This is a genomic window from Pseudomonas sp. Van50 (assembly GCF_055390755.1).
The window spans coordinates 5,650,901-5,667,823 of sequence record NZ_AP024343.1 but is presented as its reverse complement, the minus strand read 5'-3'; the positions used below and the strand labels follow the sequence as shown (position 1 = coordinate 5,667,823).

The window sequence follows — 16,923 nt, the reverse complement described above, 5'->3', positions numbered from 1 at the left end:
TTTGTCAGCACCGAGAACCTTGTGGGAGTGGGCTTGCTCGCGAAGGCGCCGGAACATTCAATATTGCTGCAAGCTGGGCCATCGCTTTCGCAAAACCTGCGTCCGCTGTTCTTCTGCAAATCCCAAAAACAACTAAGCCCGGCCGAAGCCGGGCTGTGGGAGGGGCTCCGTGGCAATTAGCTGATGGCGGCAGCGTTAGTGCGATCGAAACCATCTTCTGCGACGGTGGCGCCGTTAGTGCGATCGAAACCATCTTCTGCGACGGTGGCGCCGTTAGTGCGGTCGAAGCCATCTTCAGCAACGGTGGCGCCGTTAGTGCGGTCGAAGCCATCTTCAGCAACGGTAGCGCCGTTAGTGCGGTCGAAGCCATCTTCAGCAACGGTGGCGCCGTTAGTGCGGTCGAAGCCATCTTCAGCAACGGTGGCGCCGTTAGTGCGGTCGAAGCCATCTTCAGCAACGGTAGCGCCGTTAGTGCGGTCGAAGCCGTCTTCAGCGACGGTGGCGCCGTTAGTGCGGTCGAAACCATCTTCAGCAACGGTAGCGCCGTTAGTGCGGTCGAAGCCGTCAGCAGCAAGGGTGGCAGCGCCAGTGCGGTCGTAGCCATCAGCGGCGATGGCCGAGCTGGTGCGGTCGAAACCATCGGCAGCAAAAGTATTGGCGGCCAGTACGGAAAGGGTCAGGGCGATGATCAGTTTGGTTTTCATGGTTGTGCTCCAGAATATTTGGCGTTAGGCGCCTTGGGTGTGGAGTTCATATTACGCTCGCTAATTAGATTAAAAAGCGCAAATAAATGCTAAAAACAATCGATTAAATCGATTGGTTGGGGGTTTCCATAGAACGGTCAATGAGGCCCATTACCGGCGTATCGAACGGCGTTCTGTTGAGGATGAGGATGGAGGTCAGGCATTAACCAGAGATTAATGTCGGATAAATCTTTAGACATGGAACAAAAAAAAGGGGCGACCCCGTCAGGTTCGCCCCTTTTTTGATCCAGTCCTGAAACAGGTGTAAACCTTAGCAAGGACTAGACATGCGACTTGGAGATCAGTCGGTCACGATCCGCGAATGCTTGCGGGTGTCTTTCATGGTGATGTACACCAGCAGCGACACGGCGATGCAGGCCGTCACGTACCAGTAGTAGCCGGTTTCCATACCGATGCTCTTGAACCACAAGGCGATGTATTCGGCGGTGCCGCCGAAGATCGACACGGTCAGTGCGTAGGGCAGGCCGACGCCCAGGGCGCGGATTTCGGTGGGGAACAGCTCGGCCTTCACCACGGCGTTGATCGAGGTGTAGCCGCTGACGATGATCAGCGCGGCCATGATCAGGAAGAATGCGCCCCACCAGGTCTGGATGGTGTGCAGGGTGGTGAGGATCGGCACAGTGAACAGGGTGCCGAGGATGCCGAAGGCGATCAGGATCGGCCGGCGACCGATCTTGTCCGACAGCCCGCCGATCACCGGTTGCAGGCACATGAACAGGAACAGTGTGGCGGCGGAAATGGTGGTGGAGTCGGAGATGCTCATGCCGACGGTGTTCACCAGGTATTTCTGCATGTAGGTGGTGTAGGTATAGAACGCCAGGGTACCGCCCATGGTCAGGCCGACCACGGTCATCAGTTCCTTGGGGTGGCGCAGCAAGGTGCGCATCGCGCTTTCCTTGGACTTCTCTTTCTTGGTGAACGACTCGGTTTCTTCCATGCCGCGCCGCAGGTATAGCGCCACGACCGCACACAGTGCGCCGATGGCGAACGGGATGCGCCAGCCCCAGGCGTACAGCTGTTCGGTGGTGAGGAACTGTTGCAGCACGATCAATACGCCCAAGGCGATGAGCTGGCCGGAAATCAGGGTCACGTACTGGAAGCTGGAGAAGAAGCCGCGACGTTCCTTGGTCGCCATCTCGCTCAGGTAGGTTGCCGAGGTGCCGTACTCGCCACCCACCGACAGGCCTTGGAGCAGGCGGGCGAACACCAGCAGGATCGGCGCGCCGACGCCGATGGTTTCGTAGCTTGGGCTCAAGGCGATGATCAGCGAGCCGAAGCACATCAGGTACACCGAGGCCATCAACGCACGTTTGCGTCCGGCGCGGTCAGCGTACAGGCCCATCAACCAGCCGCCGATCGGGCGCATCAGGAAGCCCACGGCGAAGATCGCGGCGGTGTTGAGCAATTGGGCGGTGGTGTCGCCCTTGGGGAAGAAGACTTTGGCGAAGTACAACGAGAACGCGGCGTAGACGTACCAGTCATACCACTCGACCATGTTGCCGACCGAGCCGCTGAAGATCGATTTGATCCGACTGGCGGTGGTTCTTTCACGGGCGGGCACGGCAGCCGACCCAATGGGCAGGGCGTTGGAGTTGTCCATTGAAGGATCCTTCATTTAATTGTTTTTGTGGAGCGCGCGGGAACGCAGCCTGACAGGGCTATAGCAGGAGCTGTGCCAGGCACTGGAGGGCCGGTCTAGAGGGGTTTGCGGTGTTGGGTGAGCGGAAATCCGCTTGTTTTTGATGGGTGGTGAGCGGAAATCCGCTTATCCGAGGGGGAGATGTTCTGTCTGGGCTGGCCTCATCGCGAGCAAGCTCAGCTCCCACATTTTGACCTGCATACACATGACCCTGTGGGAGCACACATATGACCTGTGGGAGCCGAGCTTGCTCGCGATGAGGCCGGGGCAGACACAGAAAATTCAGTGAATCTACAAAAACATCTCCCGGCTCAACCCATGCCGCTGCATCTTTTCATTGAAGGTGCGGCGTGGCAGTTGCAGTTCTTCGAGCACGGCTTTCACATCACCTTTGTGTCGCGCCAGGGCGGCGCGCAGGCATTGGGCTTCGAAGGCTTCCTGCTGGGCCGCGAGGGACTGGCCCGGCTCCGTCTCCAGGGTAGGCAGTTGATCCAGCCCCAACACCTGGCGCTCGGCGACGTTGGCCAGTTCCCGCACATTGCCCGGCCAGTCGTGGCTGAGCAGATGGCTCAACTGCGGGCCGCTCAGGGGCACGGTGGGGCGGCCCAGGCGTTCGGCGGCGTTGTGGGTGAAGTGTTCGAACAGCAGGGGAATGTCCTCGCGCCGTTCTCGCAGCGGCGGCAGGCGCAGCTCGGCGATGTTCAAGCGATAGGCCAGGTCTTCGCGAAAACGCCCGGCCCGGGCTTCGTCCAACAGGTCGGGCTTGGTGGCGGCGATGATGCGCAGGTCCACGGCGATGCTCTGGTTGGAGCCCAGGCGTTCGAGCTTCTGTTCCTGCAACACCCGCAGCAACTTGACCTGCTGGGCCAGGGGCATGCTTTCGATTTCATCGAGAAACAGCGTGCCGCCGTCGGCGTATTCGAGCTTGCCGATGCGCTTGCCCTGGGCGCCGGTGAAGGCGCCGCTTTCATGGCCGAACAACTCCGCCTCGAACAGCGCCTCGGGAATGGCTGCGCAGTTCAACGCGACGAAGGGCTTGCTCGCCCTCGGGCCGAAATCGTGCAGGCAGCGAGCGAACAATTCCTTGCCGCTACCGGTTTCGCCGCGGATCAATACGTTGACCGGCAGTGCCGCCAGGTCCAGCACTTGGCGCCGCAGGTTTTGCAGCGCACGGGAAACCCCTAGCAGCGTGCCATCCAGACGGGCGCGGGCGTCGGCCTGTTCATGCAGGCGGCGGTTTTCCAGGACCAGGGTGCGCTTGTCCAGGGCCCGGCGCAGGCTGCCCAGCAGGGCTTCGGGGCTGAAGGGTTTTTCCAGGAAGTCGTAGGCACCGTCACGCATGGCCTCCACGGCCATGGGCACGTCACCGTGGCCGGTCAACAGAATCACCGGCAGGTCCGGGTCGCGGCGGCGGACTTCGGCCAGTAGCTCCAGACCGCTGAGGCCGGGCATGCGCACGTCGCTGAGGATCACCCCGGGAAAATGCTCCGGCAACCGGGCCAGGCATTCGTCGGCGCGACTGAACAGCTGCACCTGGAACCCCGACAGGCTCAACCATTGTTCGACGGCACTGCGGATGCTGCCTTCGTCATCCACGACCATGACTGAATCAAGCATGCAGTTGCGCCTCCTGATCGATGGGCAAGGTCACGCAGAATACCGCGCCGTTCTCGTGGCTGTCCGCGCTCAGGCGCCCGCCGGACTCATGGATGATTGCAAACGAAACCGCCAGCCCCAGGCCCAGGCCATCGCCCACGGGCTTGGTGGTGAAAAACGGATCGAACACCTGGGCCAGGTGTTCCTCGGCGATGCCGGTGCCGCTGTCGCTGACGGTCAGGTGCCACAATTGATCATCGGCCTCCAGGCGCACTTCCAGGCGCTTGAGAGGTTGGCCGGCCATGGCGTCGAGCGCGTTGCGCAGCAGGTTGATCAACACTTGCTCGAGGCGGATCGCATCGCCGCGCACCCACGCTGGACGGGTCAAGTGCAACACGGTACTGACCTGGTCGTCCCGCAGGCGCGTGTCCAGCAGTTGCAGCGCCTGGTCCACCACCGCCGCCAGGTCCAGGCGTTCGCGCAGGCCGCTGGGGCTTTTGCGGGCGAACGTCTTCAAGTGGCCGGTGAGGGCGGCCATGCGGGTCAGCATGTCGTCCACCGGCTTGAGGGCCTTGTAGGCGTCATCGACCCGACCGTGATCCAGCAGCAAGCGCAGGGTTGCCAATTGCATGCGCTGAGCGGTCAAGGGTTGGTTGATTTCATGAGCCAGGGCCGCCGACATCTGCCCCAGCGCCGCCAGCTTGGCCGATTGCACCAGCCCGTCCTGGGCGGTGCGCAGGTCCCGGGTCCGCTCCTCCACCAGCCGTTCCAGCTCTTCGCGGCTGCGCTGGCGCAACTTTGCCAGGCGCCAGCGCTGGTTGAGAAACAGCAACAGGAACACCAGCGCCAGCCACAACCCGGCGGCGGCGAGCCCGGCGTTGCGCAGGTCCTCGACGGCGATCTGCGGACGGCGCAGCAAGTGCAGGGTCCAGCCTTCGGCGCTCAACGGCAAGGATTCCCACAGGTAATCCGCCGAGCCATCGGGGGCCTCCACCCGGGCCAGGTGGCTGTTGTCGTCGAAGCGTCGCAGCGGTTCATGGGCCAGGGCTTGCAACGGTTGTTTATCGTATTGGCGGGTGGCCTTGAGCTCGGCGCGGTCGCTGTCGGTCAGCGGCTGCAAGTGGCGATAACGCCAGCCCGGGCGATTGGCAATGAAGATGATGCCCCGGGCATCGCTGACCAGCAGGGTGTCGCTGCCCTGGCGCCATTCGCGCTCCAGCTCCGGAAACTCCAGCTTGACCACCATCGCGCCGAGGAACTCGCCGTTGTCGCCGGTCACGGCGCTGGAGAGGAAGTACCCCGGGATGCCGCTGGTCACGCCCACCGCATAAAACCGTCCGGTGCCCTGGGTGCGGGTCTGGATGAAGTAGGGGCGAAAGCCATAGTTGTGCCCGACATAGCTGCTGGGCAGGCGCCAGTTACTGGCCGCGACGGCCAGGCCGCTGTGGTCGAGCAGTTCCAGGGTGGATGACTGGGCGGCGCCATTGATCTGTTCGAGCTTGCGATTCAACGCAGCCTGCTGCGCCGCGCTGACCGGTCCCTTGAGGGCCGAGCGCAACTCCGGATCCAGCGCCAGCACGGCGGGCAGGGCGCGGTAGCGTTCGATCAGGGTGTGCAACGAATTGGCGTACAGCGCCAACTGCTGGCTGGCGCGGCTGGCATCTTCCTTCAAGGCCTCGCGTTCGGCGTGGCGCACGGCGAGGGTGGCGGCAACCGCCGCGCCGGCGAGGATCAGCAAGGTGTACAACGACAGGCGCAAGGTACGGGTGGTCGGCAGCATGCTGGCGTAAACCAGTGGAAAGTCGGGCGGGCACGATAGCATGGCGGTTGCTCTGTGGGAGCTGAGCTTGCTCGCGATGACGGTGGGTCATCCAGAGATGATGTTGGCTGACAGGCCGCTATCGCGAGCAAGCTCGGCTCCCACAGTAGATGGGTGCCGTGCACAAGATTTGTGTCCGATGATATCCACAGTGGGAACTGAGCTTGCTCGCGATGACGGTGGGTCATCCAGAGATGATGTTGGCTGACAGGCCGCTATCGCGAGCAAGCTCGGCTCCCACAGTAGATGGGTGCCGTGCACAAGATTTGTGTCCGATGATAGCCACAGTGGGAGCGAGCCTGCTCGCGATGGCAGTGAGTCATCCAGAGATGATGTTGGCTGACAGGCCGCTATCGCGAGCAAGCTCGGCTCCCACAGTAGATGGGTGCCGTGCACAAGATTTGTGTCCGATGATAGCCACAGTGGGAGCTGAGCTTGCTCGCGATGACGGTGGGTCATCCAGAGATGATGTTGGCTGACAGGCCGCTATCGCGAGTAAGCTCGGCTCCCACAGTAGATGGGTGCCGTGCACAAGATTTGTGTCCGATGATAGCCACAGTGGGAGCGAGCCTGCTCGCGATGACGGTGGGTCATCCAGAGATGATGTTGGCTGACAGGCCGCTATCGCGAGCAAGCTCGGCTCCCACAGTAGATGGGTGCCGTGCACAAGATTTGTGTCCGATGATAGCCACAGTGGGAGCGAGCCTGCTCGCGATGGCAGTGAGTCATCCAGAGATGATGTTGGCTGACAGGCCGCTATCGCGAGCAAGCTCGGCTCCCACAGTAGATGGGTGCCGTGCACAAGATTTGTGTCCGATGATAGCCACAGTGGGAGCTGAGCTTGCTCGCGATGACGGTGGGTCATCCAGAGATGATGTTGGCTGACAGGCCGCTATCGCGAGCAAGCTCGGCTCCCACAGGATTACTACAGGTACCTGTAGTGAGCATCACTGACATGGACACAAAAAAGGCCGGTGGGCTTGTCGCTCACCGGCCTTGTTCATGGTACTGAAGTGTTACTGCACTTCGACCGCCAGGCTGTCGCTGATCTTCTTCTGCCAGATGGCAGGACCGGTGATGTGCACCGACTCGCCTTGGCTATCGACCGCAACGGTCACCGGCATGTCCTTGACCTCGAACTCGTAGATCGCTTCCATGCCCAGTTCGGCGAACGCCAGGACCTTGGATTTGCGGATCGCCTGGGCCACCAGGTAAGCGGCACCGCCGACGGCCATCAGGTAGACGGCCTTGTTGTCCTTGATCGCTTCGATAGCGGTCGGGCCGCGCTCGGATTTGCCGATCATGCCCAACAAGCCTGTCTGCTCGAGGATCTGGCGGGTGAACTTGTCCATCCGCGTGGCGGTGGTCGGGCCGGCTGGGCCGACGACTTCATCGCCTACCGGGTCGACCGGGCCGACGTAATAGATGAAGCGACCCTTGAGGTCCACCGGCAAGGTTTCACCCTTGTTCAGCATCTCGACCATGCGCTTGTGCGCCGCGTCGCGGCCGGTGAGCATCTTGCCGTTGAGCAGTACGGTTTCGCCCGGCTTCCAGCTTTGCACGTCTTCTGGCGTCAGGGTGTCGAGGTTGACGCGACGAGCCGACGGGCCGGCTTCCCAGACGATTTCCGGGTAGGCGTCCAACGGTGGCGCTTCCAGCGACGCCGGGCCCGTGCCGTCCAGCACGAAGTGGGCGTGGCGGGTGGCGGCGCAGTTGGGTATCATGCACACCGGCAGGGAGGCGGCGTGGGTCGGGTAGTCCATGATCTTCACGTCGAGCACAGTGGTCAGGCCACCCAGGCCCTGGGCGCCGATGCCCAGTTGGTTGACCTTCTCGAACAGCTCCAGGCGCATCTCTTCGATACGGTTCTGCGGGCCGCGGGCCTTGAGCTCGTGGATGTCGATGGACTCCATCAAGACTTCCTTGGCCATGACCGCGGCTTTCTCGGCGGTGCCACCGATGCCGATGCCGAGCATGCCCGGTGGGCACCAGCCGGCGCCCATGGTCGGAACGGTTTTCAGCACCCAGTCGACGATGGAGTCGGACGGGTTGAGCATGGCCATCTTCGACTTGTTCTCGGAGCCGCCGCCCTTGGCCGCCACGTCCACTTCCACGGTGTTGCCCGGGACGATGGAGTAGTGGATGACCGCCGGGGTGTTGTCCTTGGTGTTTTTACGCGCGCCGGCCGGGTCGGCCAGGATGGAAGCGCGCAGGACGTTTTCCGGCAGGTTGTAGGCGCGACGCACGCCCTCGTTGATCATGTCGTCCAGGCTCATGGTCGCGCCATCCCAACGCACGTCCATGCCCACGCGCACGAACACGGTCACGATACCGGTGTCCTGGCAGATCGGCCGATGGCCGGTGGCGCACATGCGCGAGTTGATCAGGATCTGCGCCATGGAGTCACGGGCCGCCGGCGATTCTTCGCGCAGGTAGGCCTCGTGCATCGCCTGGATGAAATCCACGGGGTGGTAGTAGGAAATGAACTGCAGGGCGTCGGCAACGCTCTGTATCAGGTCATCTTGCTTGATCACGGTCATGAGTCGCGCTCCTCTCTAAAGACGGGAACATTCAATAAGGTACCGGCCGCTTGGGTGCATCGGTCGACGGACGGCACCTCTATAAGGCACGCCGGGCATGCTGGCGCGACGCTAAAAAGGCGCGGCAGTATATCGCGCCTGGCTGGAAAGGATCAGCTTTTGTATTTGGCGGGCGCAAAGCGTGTGGGAGCAAAGCTTGCTCGCGATGCAGGCGCCTCGGTTCCCCAGGGACCGCGTCAGCTTTATCGCGGGCAAGCCTTGCTCCCACAGGATCTCCTACAAACTCTCTCCATGTCCGGGCCGTAAACAATGCGTCAATTGGGCCATTGCTTTGACGCCATTTTTCTGCTCCAGAATTGAATGGTCATTTGCCCTACACGCCACTAAAGTGGCGTCTGGCCTGTAGCGTAGGACGCCTCCTGTCAGTTTCCTTTCCCATGGTGAGTCAACGATTGACCCATAACGCCATTCAACGTCTTTTGCTGAAACGCTTCGCTTTGGCGGCCGCGACGTACGCGCTGGCACTGGTTTTGTTGTGGCTGGCATTTTTCAGTGGGCATTACTTGGACTCGTTGCGCGGTGTCATCATCGGCAGCGTGTTGGTCGTGCTGTGCCAGGCCGGACTGTTCGCGCTGTTTATCACCGACCGCAACCTGCGCTTCGCCGACCCCAGCCTCACCGAAGTGCAGGTGTTGATCGGCCTGGGCTGGCAGACCTGGATGATGGCGCACCTGGACCAGGCCCGGGGCGTGTTCCTGGTGTTTTATGTGCTGATCCTGCTGTTCGGGTTGTTCCACCTGTCGCGCCGGGCCTTTGTGCGCTGCGCGTCGCTGGTGTTCATCAGCTTCACCGCGATTACCCTCTGGGACGGTTATTTCTTCAGGCTTCCCGATCCTACCCTGGCCGGGTTGCAGGTGGCCGTGCTGTTTCTCGTGCTGGTGTGGCTGGTGTTTTACGCCCGCTACGTCCAGACCTCACGCCAGCGCATGCGCCAGCGGCGGTTTGCCTTGCAGGCGCACCAGGACACCTTGCGCGGGATGATGCGCCAGCTCGAAGACCTGGTGGCCACCGATGAACTGACCGGGCTGTTCAATCGCCGGCACTTCCTGCGCCTGGCCTCCCGCGAACTCAACACCCTCAGGCCTGGCGTCGCCCATGGCCTGGCCCTGATCGACCTCGACCATTTCAAGCGCATCAACGACCTGCATGGCCATGCCGCGGGCGACCAGGTGCTGCAGGCGTTTGCCGCGGTCGCCACGGCGTGCCTGCGCGAGGGCGATGTACTGGCCCGTTACGGCGGCGAGGAATTCGTCATGCTGCTGCCCGCTTGCGACCCCCATCGCCTGACGGCCTGTTGCGAGCGGCTGCGGCTGGCGTTCACTGAAGTCGAGCTGATCGGCCTGCAGGTCGGCGCCCTCAGCCTGTCGGCGGGCATGACCATGCTGGAAATGGGCGATGACCTGGACAACGCGTTGCAGCGTGCCGACCAGGCCCTGTACCGTGCCAAGCGAGACGGCCGCAATCGTTGCGCCGCCGCCTGGGAGAACGTCGATGCCTGAACTGACAGTCGCCGGCCGGCAATGGACGGTGGCGGCAGGCAGTAACCTGCTGGACGCCTTGAACGGCGCTGGCGTGGCGGTGCCCTACAGTTGCCGCGCCGGGAGCTGCCACGCCTGCCTGGTGCAGTGCGTGGGGGGCGATGTGCGCGACAGTCGCCCCGACGCCTTGAGCCCGACGCAGCGCGACCAGGGTTGGCGGCTGGCCTGCCAATGCCAGGTGGTCGAGGATGTGCGGATCCACACCTTCGACCCGCAACGCGACGGCCAGGCGGCCCAGGTGATGGCGGTGGATTGGCTGGGCGGCGAGGTGCTGCGTCTGCGTGTCACCCCGAGCGGGCGCTGCGGTATCGGGCCGGGCAGCATCTGGTGCTGTGGACCGGCGAGGTGGCCCGGCCGTATTCCCTGGCGAGCCTGCCCGAAGAAGACCGCTTCCTGGAGTTCCACCTCGATTGTCGCGAGCCCGGCCTGTTCATCGACGCGGCCCGGCAGATGAAGGCCGGCGACCCGATCCGCCTGGGCGAACTGCGTGGCGGCGCCTTGCACTATGACCCCGACTGGCACGCCAGACCCCTGTGGCTGCTTGCCGCCGGCACGGGTCTGGCACCGTTGTTCGGCCTCCTGCGCGAAGCCTTGCGCCAGCATCACCAAGGCGCGATTCGCCTTATTCACGTGGCCCATGATACGGCCGGGCATTACCTGGCCAAACCCCTGGCGGCGCTGGCGGCCAAGCATGAAAACCTCTCGGTGGAGCTGCTGACCGCGGCCGAGGCGCCGTCCGCCTTGGCGCAACTGCGGCTTGTTTCCCGGCAAACCCAGGCCTTACTCTGCGGCCATCCCGACCGGGTCGAGGCCTTTGCCAAGCGTTTGTACCTGGCTGGCTTGCCGCGCAATCAACTGCTGGCCGACGTCTTCCTGCCCCGTGGTTGAGCGCTGATTTCCAGACGCGAGACCGATCATGACCGAAACCCTGTTGCTCGACCGTCAACGTGGCCTGCTGACCGTGCGCTTGAACCGCCCGGACAAGAAAAACGCCCTGACCCGGGCCATGTACGGTCAATTGGCCCAAGCCCTGGCGATGGCGGACAGCGACCCGCAGATTCGCGCGGTGCTGCTCAGCGGTTCCAGTGACTGCTTCACTGCCGGCAACGACATCGTCGACTTCCTCGAACAGCCACCGAACGACCTCGATAACCCGGTATTCCAGTTCATGCTCAGCCTGCTCGATTGCCGCAAACCGGTGATCGCCGCCGTGGCCGGACCGGCGGTGGGCATCGGCACCACGTTGCTGCTGCATTGCGACCTGGTCTACGTCAGCCGAGACGCGCGGCTGCGCATGCCATTCGTCAACCTGGGGCTGTGCCCGGAATTCGGTTCCAGCCTGATCCTGCCGCGGCTGCTGGGCCAGGCCAGGGCGGCGCAATTGTTGCTGTTGGGGGAGGGCTTCAGTGGCGAACAAGCGGTTGCGTGGGGCATTGCCACCGAGGCGCTGGACAGCGGCGAAGCGGCATTGGCCAAGGCGCGGGAGGTGGCGCTGCGCTTCGAATCGCTGCCGCCTGACGCGGTGCTCATCAGCAAGCAACTGATGAGGGCGCCGGACCGGGATCTGTTGCGCAAGGTGATTGAAGAAGAGGGCAAGCTGTTCACCCAACGCTTGCGCTCGCCGGAAGCGGTGGCGGCGTTGTCGGGGTTTATCAACAGGCATTGAATTCTGGAGCGCCTGGGCTGGCCCCATCGCGAGCAAGCTCGCTCCCACAGGGGGGGCATGAACACTCTGTGGGAGCGAGCTTGCTCGCGATGGGGCCAGCCCAGCCAGCACAGGCTTCAAGGCAAAAACCAAAAAGCCCCACCATTCACATGGCGGGGCTTTTGTTTTTCAGCGCTCGGTCACTCAGACCATCGGGTCGCCAACATGCAGGATTTTCATCCCGTTGGTGCCGCCGATGGTGTGGTAGCTGTCGCCCTTGGTCAGGATGACCCAGTCACCGGTCTGCACGACGCCGCGCTTGACCAGCTCATCCACCGCCGCCTGGCTGACTTCGCCCGGTTGCAGGGCGGCCGGGTCGAACGGCACGGTGTAGACGCCACGGAACATGGCGGCGCGGGCCTGGGTTTCGCGGTGCGGGGAGAACGCGTAGATCGGCACCGAGGAGCGGATGCGCGACATGATCAGCGGCGTGTAGCCACTTTCGGTCAGGGCGATGATCGCCTTCACGCCCGGGAAGTGGTTGGCGGTGTACATCGTCGCCAGGGCGATGCTTTCGTCGCAGCGCTCGAAGGTCTTGCCGATGCGGTGGCTGGAGGTCTTGCTGGTCGGGTGCTTTTCAGCGCCGATGCAGATACGCGCCATGGCTTGCACCGCTTCGAGCGGGTAGAGGCCGGCGGCGCTTTCGGCCGAGAGCATCACGGCGTCGGTGTAGTCGAGCACGGCGTTGGCTACGTCGGACACTTCGGCGCGGGTCGGCATCGGGTTCTGGATCATCGACTCCATCATCTGGGTCGCGACGATCACGGCCTTGTTGTGGCGGCGTGCGTGCAGAATGATTTTCTTCTGGATGCCCACCAGCTCGGCGTCGCCGATTTCCACACCCAGGTCACCACGGGCCACCATCACGGCGTCGGACGCCTTGATCAGGCCATCGAGGGTTTCGTCGTCGGCAACGGCTTCGGCGCGTTCGATCTTGGCCACCAGCCAGGCAGTACCGCCGGCTTCGTCGCGCAGTTGACGGGCGTATTCCATATCCGCCGCGTCACGGGGGAAGGACACGGCGAGGTAGTCGACTTCCATTTCCGCGGCCAGCTTGATGTCGGCCTTGTCTTTTTCGGTCAGGGCCGGGGCCGTCAGGCCACCGCCGCGACGGTTGATGCCTTTGTGGTCCGACAGCGGGCCGCCGATGGTCACGATGCAGTTCAGTTCGGTGGCGGTGGCGGTTTCGACGCGCATCACCACACGGCCGTCGTCGAGCAGCAGCTCGTCGCCCACGCCGCAATCCTTGACCAGGTCCGGATAGTCGATGCCGACCACCTGCTGGTTGCCTTCGGTCAGCGGATGGCTGGTGGAGAAGGTGAATTTGTCACCAATCTTCAGCTCGATGCGCTTGTTGGCGAATTTGGCGATACGGATCTTCGGGCCTTGCAGGTCACCCAGCAGGGCGACGAAGCGGCCGTGCTTGGCGGCGAGGTCGCGCACCAGCTTGGCACGCGCCTTGTGTTCTTCGGGGGTGCCGTGGGAGAAATTCAGACGGGCAACGTCCAGGCCAGCCAGAATCAGCTGTTCGAGAACTTCCGGCGAATTACTGGCCGGGCCAAGGGTAGCGACGATTTTGGTGCGACGGACGGACATGCAAGACTCCTCAAGTTCAAGCGCCAGCGAAGGCTACTATGCTCTTTGGGTGTAGTCATTGTTCATGTGCACTACTTTTTCGTTTGTTTTTCGAAATGAACATTCTTGAAAATTTTCACGCCTTGGATGAACTGCGGTGGAATGACCTGTGGGAGCACAGCTTGCTCGCGATGGCGATCTCGAGTACGCCATCGCGGGCAAGCCTTGCTCCCACAGGCCTTCATTCCCATCCTATAGCTCATCATTCTTCTTGCCAGAGGGACAGCGTCCGGTTCATTTTCAGGCTGAAGATTTTCCCAGCCAGGTCGATACAGGGCTCAAGACAGGAGAACCTCCCATGCGATTCGTGCTTTTTGTTGCCCTGGCCCTGAGCGTCACGGGCTGCACCCGTTGGTCGATGAACCACCACATGAACCTGGCCTACAAGGCCTATGACCGTGGCAATTGCGAGCAGGTCATGCTCGAGTTGTCCCAGGTCGACCGCGCCAGCCGTGCCCGCCGCTACATGCAGCCGGAAGTGTCGATGCTGCGCGGCCAGTGCCTGGAGCGGCAGAAGCTGTTTATCGATGCGGCACAGACCTACCAGTTCATCATCACCCAATACCCTAACAGCGAATACGCGTTCCGCGCCCGCGCCCGTCTCGAAACCCTGCAGAGCCTGGGCCACTACCCGACCCGCAGCGCCTCGGCCATCCGTCCAGCTTCTTGACCCTCCCTCCCGTGGCCAGGCGCAATCCTGGCCACCCTCCCTCTGCCCGCCGTGTTTATGAAAATTAATACATGGGGCTGGTTGTCACCCCACCTTGGGCTATATTTGTACAAGTCGTAGTTAGAGCTAGATCTCTACTTTTAGAAGCACCTGAGACCGGCAGAAGTAGGCCCAAGGCGATTGATAGCGTCTGGCACCGGGATTGGGGAGAGCGGGCTCGCTTGGGTTCGTTCCGAAGTGATCGGTAGGCCCGGTATGTGGCCGCTAAGAAAGCGATACAAAACATGTACAAGGAACGCCGAATCGAACGGCATCAGTTGCCGTATTTCCTCAAAGTGTTTAACGGTATCAACGACAGGCCTATCGGTTTTTTGGGCAATGTTTCTGAAAATGGGCTGATGCTGATCAGCCAGCTTCCGCTGATGGTCGGTGCGGACTTTGACCTGCACCTGAAAATCCCCGCGGATGAAGGGCCACAGCAAAACATCAAGTTGAAAGCCAGGTGCCTGTGGTGCCATGAAGACGTGACGCCGATGCATTTCGACGCCGGCTTCAGCCTGACGTGGGCGCCGCCGGAGTACGGGCAACTGATCAATGCGTTGCGGCAATATTTCAGTTTCTATCCGTTGCCGGAATCGGCTTGAGCATTACGGGCTACCGACTTTGTAGGAGCGAGCTTGCTCGCGATGACGGCGGTACATCCAACATGGCTGCAAGCTGATCCACCGCTATCGCGAGCAAGCTCGCTCCCACAGGGCTTCCTGTTTACTACAGGTCATTCGGCCTTCAGCGCTGAACCTTCGCTTCGTTATCCAGCATCCGCTCCAGCAACAACACCCCCATCTCGCCCATCTGGTGAATCGCCAGGGCCAGGTTGCGCGGGGCGCCTTCCAGGTCTTCGGATAAATCCAGGATCAGCGTGCTCACCGAGCAGAAGGTTTCGTAGGTGTGGGCGAGCATGCCTTCGGGGTCGGCGTCGGGGGCGACGATGAAGTAGTCCAGGTGTTTGGCGGTTTTCTGGTCGGGCTGGCCGTTGTTGGGCTTGAGGTAGTAGTCCAGGGCTCTTTGAGCCGCTTCGTCGAGCTTTTCGGGATCGAGGGTTTCGTGGGGGGGCTGCGAGCCGGTATGGGGTGGATTGGGGGTTGGCTTGATCATATTCACTTCTCTTTGGTGGTGCTGCCATCCGGCTCGCGACTAAACGAGGGGTGGCGGCTGGACGCAGGTTAGTCGACCGGTGAGAAGTGAAACCGGCGCGCCCGAGGGCGCCCTGCGCACAGCCACCATCAAGTGCGGGGATAGGGGAGCCCGACTGGATGACGCCTTGTGCACATCACTTCATCGCCGGGCGACTAAACCCGATCGCTGGATATCAGCGACGCGAATCAAGTTACGGGGCAAGACCAAGGTGCACAAGCCGGCGGATTCTGGCGGATCTGTAGTCCGTTGCGCAAGGCACTGTAGTCAGCTGGAGCTTCGCTGGCTCGCTGTAGGACCTAGGCGGTCCCGGCCTTTTTTCAGGCCAGGTATTGGGTCACCAGGTCCGCCCCCAACTCACTGGGGCGTGAATCCAGGGTGGGCACACCATGGGCGGCCAGCTGCTTATGCAGCTCGGCCCGGGCGTTCAAATAATCCACCGTCCCGCAATAAGCCAAGGCTTCAGGCAGGCTTTGCACCGGCGCCTGGCGCAAGCGGTCGAGGGCTTCTTCCCGCAGGCTGGCCACCAGCACCCGATGCTGTTGGCCCAGCCGTTTCACGGCGGCGAGCAGTTGCGCATCGTCTTCATCCCGCAGGTTGGTCACCAGCACCACCAGGGCCCGGCGTTTTTGCCGGGCCAACAGTTCGGTGACGGCGGCCTGGTAGTCGGCGGGGCGTTGGCTGCTGTCGAGGTCGTACACGGTGTTGAGCAACACGTTGAGCTGGCCGGTGCCTTTGACCGGGGCCAGGTAGCGGCTTTGATCGCTGGCGAACGTGCTCAGGCCCACGGCATCGCCCTGGCGCAGGGCGGTGTAGCTGAGCAACAGGCACGCGTTGAGGGCGTGGTCGAAGTGCGCCAGCTCGCCGTCCTGGCTACGCATGCGCCGGCCGCAGTCGAGCATGAAGATGATCTGTTGGTCGCGTTCGTCTTCGTATTCCCGGGCAATCGGCGTGCGGTGGCGGGCGGTGGCTTTCCAGTCGATCTGGCGCAGGCTGTCGCCTTCGCGAAACTCCCGCAGTTGATGGAATTCCTGCCCTTGGCCACGGCGTTGACGCTGGCGGATGCCGAGTTGGCTGAGCCAATTGTCCACCGCCAGCAGTTGCCCGTCGTAGAGCCGGGCGAAGTCCGGGTAGACACGGGTGTGGTCGACGGCCTCCAGCAGGCGTTTGTCGGTCCACAGGCCCAGCGGGCTTGGCAGGTTGGTTTCGCACTGGACGAAGGTGAAGTGACCGCGTTTGAGCGGGCGCAGGCGGTAGCCGACCTGGCTGCGCTGGCCGGGTTGCAGCTCGACGGACAGGGGCAGATTTTCGAAGTCCAGGCCGTCGGGTACGTGATCGAAGAGCTGCACGTGCAGCGGCTGGGCAAAGTCATGGCTGATGTCCAACTGCACGTCACCCCAGCGACCCAGGGCCAGGCTCCCGGGCATTTGCCGTTGCAGCCGGGGCGAGGGCAGGCGCCGGACGCGCACTGCGTCGAGCAGTGCAAGGGCCAGCACGGCCAGCAGCAAACCCCAGTTGATCGACAGCAGCGTCGCTGGCACCGTCACGCCGAGTGCCCGCAGCGCGCCCAGCACAATGCCGAGGGCCAGCAGCAGCGCGAGCCAGATCAAGAGCAGGCGCGAGGGTTTCATGGGTGCATTCCCTCGCAGGGGGGATTTGCCTTGGCGAAGGAGTTTGCTGCCGTGAGATTCCCCGTGGCGAGGGAGCTTGCTCCCGCTGGACGCGCAGCGTCCCCTGGCGGTGTGGCAGATAGAACCTGGGGG

General features: G+C 62.6%; 12 protein-coding genes and 1 pseudogene. 5 read left to right on the top strand and 8 right to left on the bottom strand.

Annotated elements, in window-relative coordinates; translation table 11 throughout:
* Positions 1-176 precede the first annotated feature (176 nt).
* The 5 genes from ACZ5M5_RS24380 to ACZ5M5_RS24360 all read right to left on the bottom strand — a co-directional run bounded on the left by ACZ5M5_RS24380 (position 177) and on the right by ACZ5M5_RS24360 (position 8,358).
* Positions 177-704: a heme utilization protein gene (locus ACZ5M5_RS24380; protein WP_464738097.1), complete on the bottom strand. Its 528-nt coding sequence runs from the start codon at positions 702-704 to the stop codon at positions 177-179.
* Between the two features lie 340 nt (positions 705-1,044).
* Complete coding sequence (locus ACZ5M5_RS24375) at positions 1,045-2,364, bottom strand: MFS transporter (protein WP_060740863.1); 1,320 nt, start codon at positions 2,362-2,364, stop codon at positions 1,045-1,047.
* Positions 2,365-2,694: 330 nt separating this feature from the next.
* Positions 2,695-4,020 (bottom strand): sigma-54-dependent transcriptional regulator, encoded by a 1,326-nt coding sequence (locus tag ACZ5M5_RS24370; RefSeq protein ID WP_464738096.1) that lies wholly within the window; start codon positions 4,018-4,020, stop codon positions 2,695-2,697.
* Entirely contained in the window at positions 4,013-5,779 is a 1,767-nt protein-coding gene (locus ACZ5M5_RS24365) for a sensor histidine kinase (protein ID WP_464738095.1), read from the bottom strand. The genes ACZ5M5_RS24370 and ACZ5M5_RS24365 overlap by 8 nt, the downstream gene beginning before the upstream one ends.
* Positions 5,780-6,834: 1,055 nt before the next feature.
* A complete protein-coding gene (locus ACZ5M5_RS24360; protein WP_060740866.1) occupies positions 6,835-8,358 on the bottom strand; it encodes a fumarate hydratase in 1,524 nt (507 codons plus the stop codon).
* Positions 8,359-8,810: 452 nt separating this feature from the next.
* Here ACZ5M5_RS24360 and ACZ5M5_RS24355 point away from each other — a divergent pair, with 452 nt between their 5' ends.
* The 3 genes and pseudogenes from ACZ5M5_RS24355 (at position 8,811) to ACZ5M5_RS24345 (ending at position 11,622) form a co-directional block, all read left to right on the top strand.
* Positions 8,811-9,917 (top strand): GGDEF domain-containing protein, encoded by a 1,107-nt coding sequence (locus tag ACZ5M5_RS24355; protein ID WP_060743142.1) that lies wholly within the window; start codon positions 8,811-8,813, stop codon positions 9,915-9,917.
* A pseudogene (locus ACZ5M5_RS24350) lies at positions 9,910-10,844 on the top strand (iron-sulfur-binding ferredoxin reductase). The gene ACZ5M5_RS24355 and the pseudogene ACZ5M5_RS24350 overlap by 8 nt, the downstream one beginning before the upstream one ends.
* Before the next feature lie 28 nt (positions 10,845-10,872).
* Positions 10,873-11,622, top strand: coding sequence for an enoyl-CoA hydratase-related protein (locus ACZ5M5_RS24345; RefSeq protein ID WP_464738094.1), 750 nt, complete (start codon positions 10,873-10,875; stop codon positions 11,620-11,622).
* A gap of 183 nt (positions 11,623-11,805) precedes the next feature.
* Here the strand turns inward: ACZ5M5_RS24345 and pyk are convergent, their stop codons facing one another.
* A complete protein-coding gene (gene pyk, locus ACZ5M5_RS24340; protein ID WP_060740869.1) occupies positions 11,806-13,257 on the bottom strand; it encodes a pyruvate kinase in 1,452 nt (483 codons plus the stop codon).
* Positions 13,258-13,594: 337 nt separating this feature from the next.
* Here pyk and ACZ5M5_RS24335 point away from each other — a divergent pair, with 337 nt between their 5' ends.
* Both ACZ5M5_RS24335 and ACZ5M5_RS24330 read left to right on the top strand, forming a co-directional pair.
* Positions 13,595-13,966 (top strand): tetratricopeptide repeat protein, encoded by a 372-nt coding sequence (locus ACZ5M5_RS24335; RefSeq protein ID WP_060740870.1) that lies wholly within the window; start codon positions 13,595-13,597, stop codon positions 13,964-13,966.
* Between the two features lie 284 nt (positions 13,967-14,250).
* The gene (locus ACZ5M5_RS24330) at positions 14,251-14,610 is read left to right on the top strand and encodes a PilZ domain-containing protein (protein WP_464738093.1); all 360 of its coding nucleotides are present in this window, start codon (positions 14,251-14,253) and stop codon (positions 14,608-14,610) included.
* A gap of 142 nt (positions 14,611-14,752) precedes the next feature.
* Here the strand turns inward: ACZ5M5_RS24330 and ACZ5M5_RS24325 are convergent, their stop codons facing one another.
* Both ACZ5M5_RS24325 and ACZ5M5_RS24320 read right to left on the bottom strand, forming a co-directional pair.
* A complete protein-coding gene (locus ACZ5M5_RS24325) occupies positions 14,753-15,121 on the bottom strand; it encodes a DUF6124 family protein (protein ID WP_464738092.1) in 369 nt (122 codons plus the stop codon).
* Between the two features lie 359 nt (positions 15,122-15,480).
* Entirely contained in the window at positions 15,481-16,791 is a 1,311-nt protein-coding gene (locus ACZ5M5_RS24320; RefSeq protein ID WP_464738091.1) for a DUF58 domain-containing protein, read from the bottom strand.
* Between the last annotated feature and the right edge of the window lie 132 nt (positions 16,792-16,923).

Bases quoted from the DNA above. Each gene is read 5' to 3' on its own strand.
- ACZ5M5_RS24380 (WP_464738097.1), bottom strand. From the start codon at position 704: ATGAAAACCAAACTGATCATCGCCCTGACCCTTTCCGTACTGGCCGCC.
- ACZ5M5_RS24370 (WP_464738096.1), bottom strand. From the start codon at position 4,020: ATGCTTGATTCAGTCATGGTCGTGGATGACGAAGGCAGCATCCGCAGT.
- ACZ5M5_RS24320 (WP_464738091.1), bottom strand. From the start codon at position 16,791: ATGAAACCCTCGCGCCTGCTCTTGATCTGGCTCGCGCTGCTGCTGGCC.
- pyk (WP_060740869.1), bottom strand. From the start codon at position 13,257: ATGTCCGTCCGTCGCACCAAAATCGTCGCTACCCTTGGCCCGGCCAGT.
- ACZ5M5_RS24345 (WP_464738094.1), top strand. From the start codon at position 10,873: ATGACCGAAACCCTGTTGCTCGACCGTCAACGTGGCCTGCTGACCGTG.
- ACZ5M5_RS24365 (WP_464738095.1), bottom strand. From the start codon at position 5,779: ATGCTGCCGACCACCCGTACCTTGCGCCTGTCGTTGTACACCTTGCTG.
- ACZ5M5_RS24360 (WP_060740866.1), bottom strand. From the start codon at position 8,358: ATGACCGTGATCAAGCAAGATGACCTGATACAGAGCGTTGCCGACGCC.
- ACZ5M5_RS24330 (WP_464738093.1), top strand. From the start codon at position 14,251: ATGTACAAGGAACGCCGAATCGAACGGCATCAGTTGCCGTATTTCCTC.
- ACZ5M5_RS24335 (WP_060740870.1), top strand. From the start codon at position 13,595: ATGCGATTCGTGCTTTTTGTTGCCCTGGCCCTGAGCGTCACGGGCTGC.
- ACZ5M5_RS24325 (WP_464738092.1), bottom strand. From the start codon at position 15,121: ATGATCAAGCCAACCCCCAATCCACCCCATACCGGCTCGCAGCCCCCC.
- ACZ5M5_RS24375 (WP_060740863.1), bottom strand. From the start codon at position 2,364: ATGGACAACTCCAACGCCCTGCCCATTGGGTCGGCTGCCGTGCCCGCC.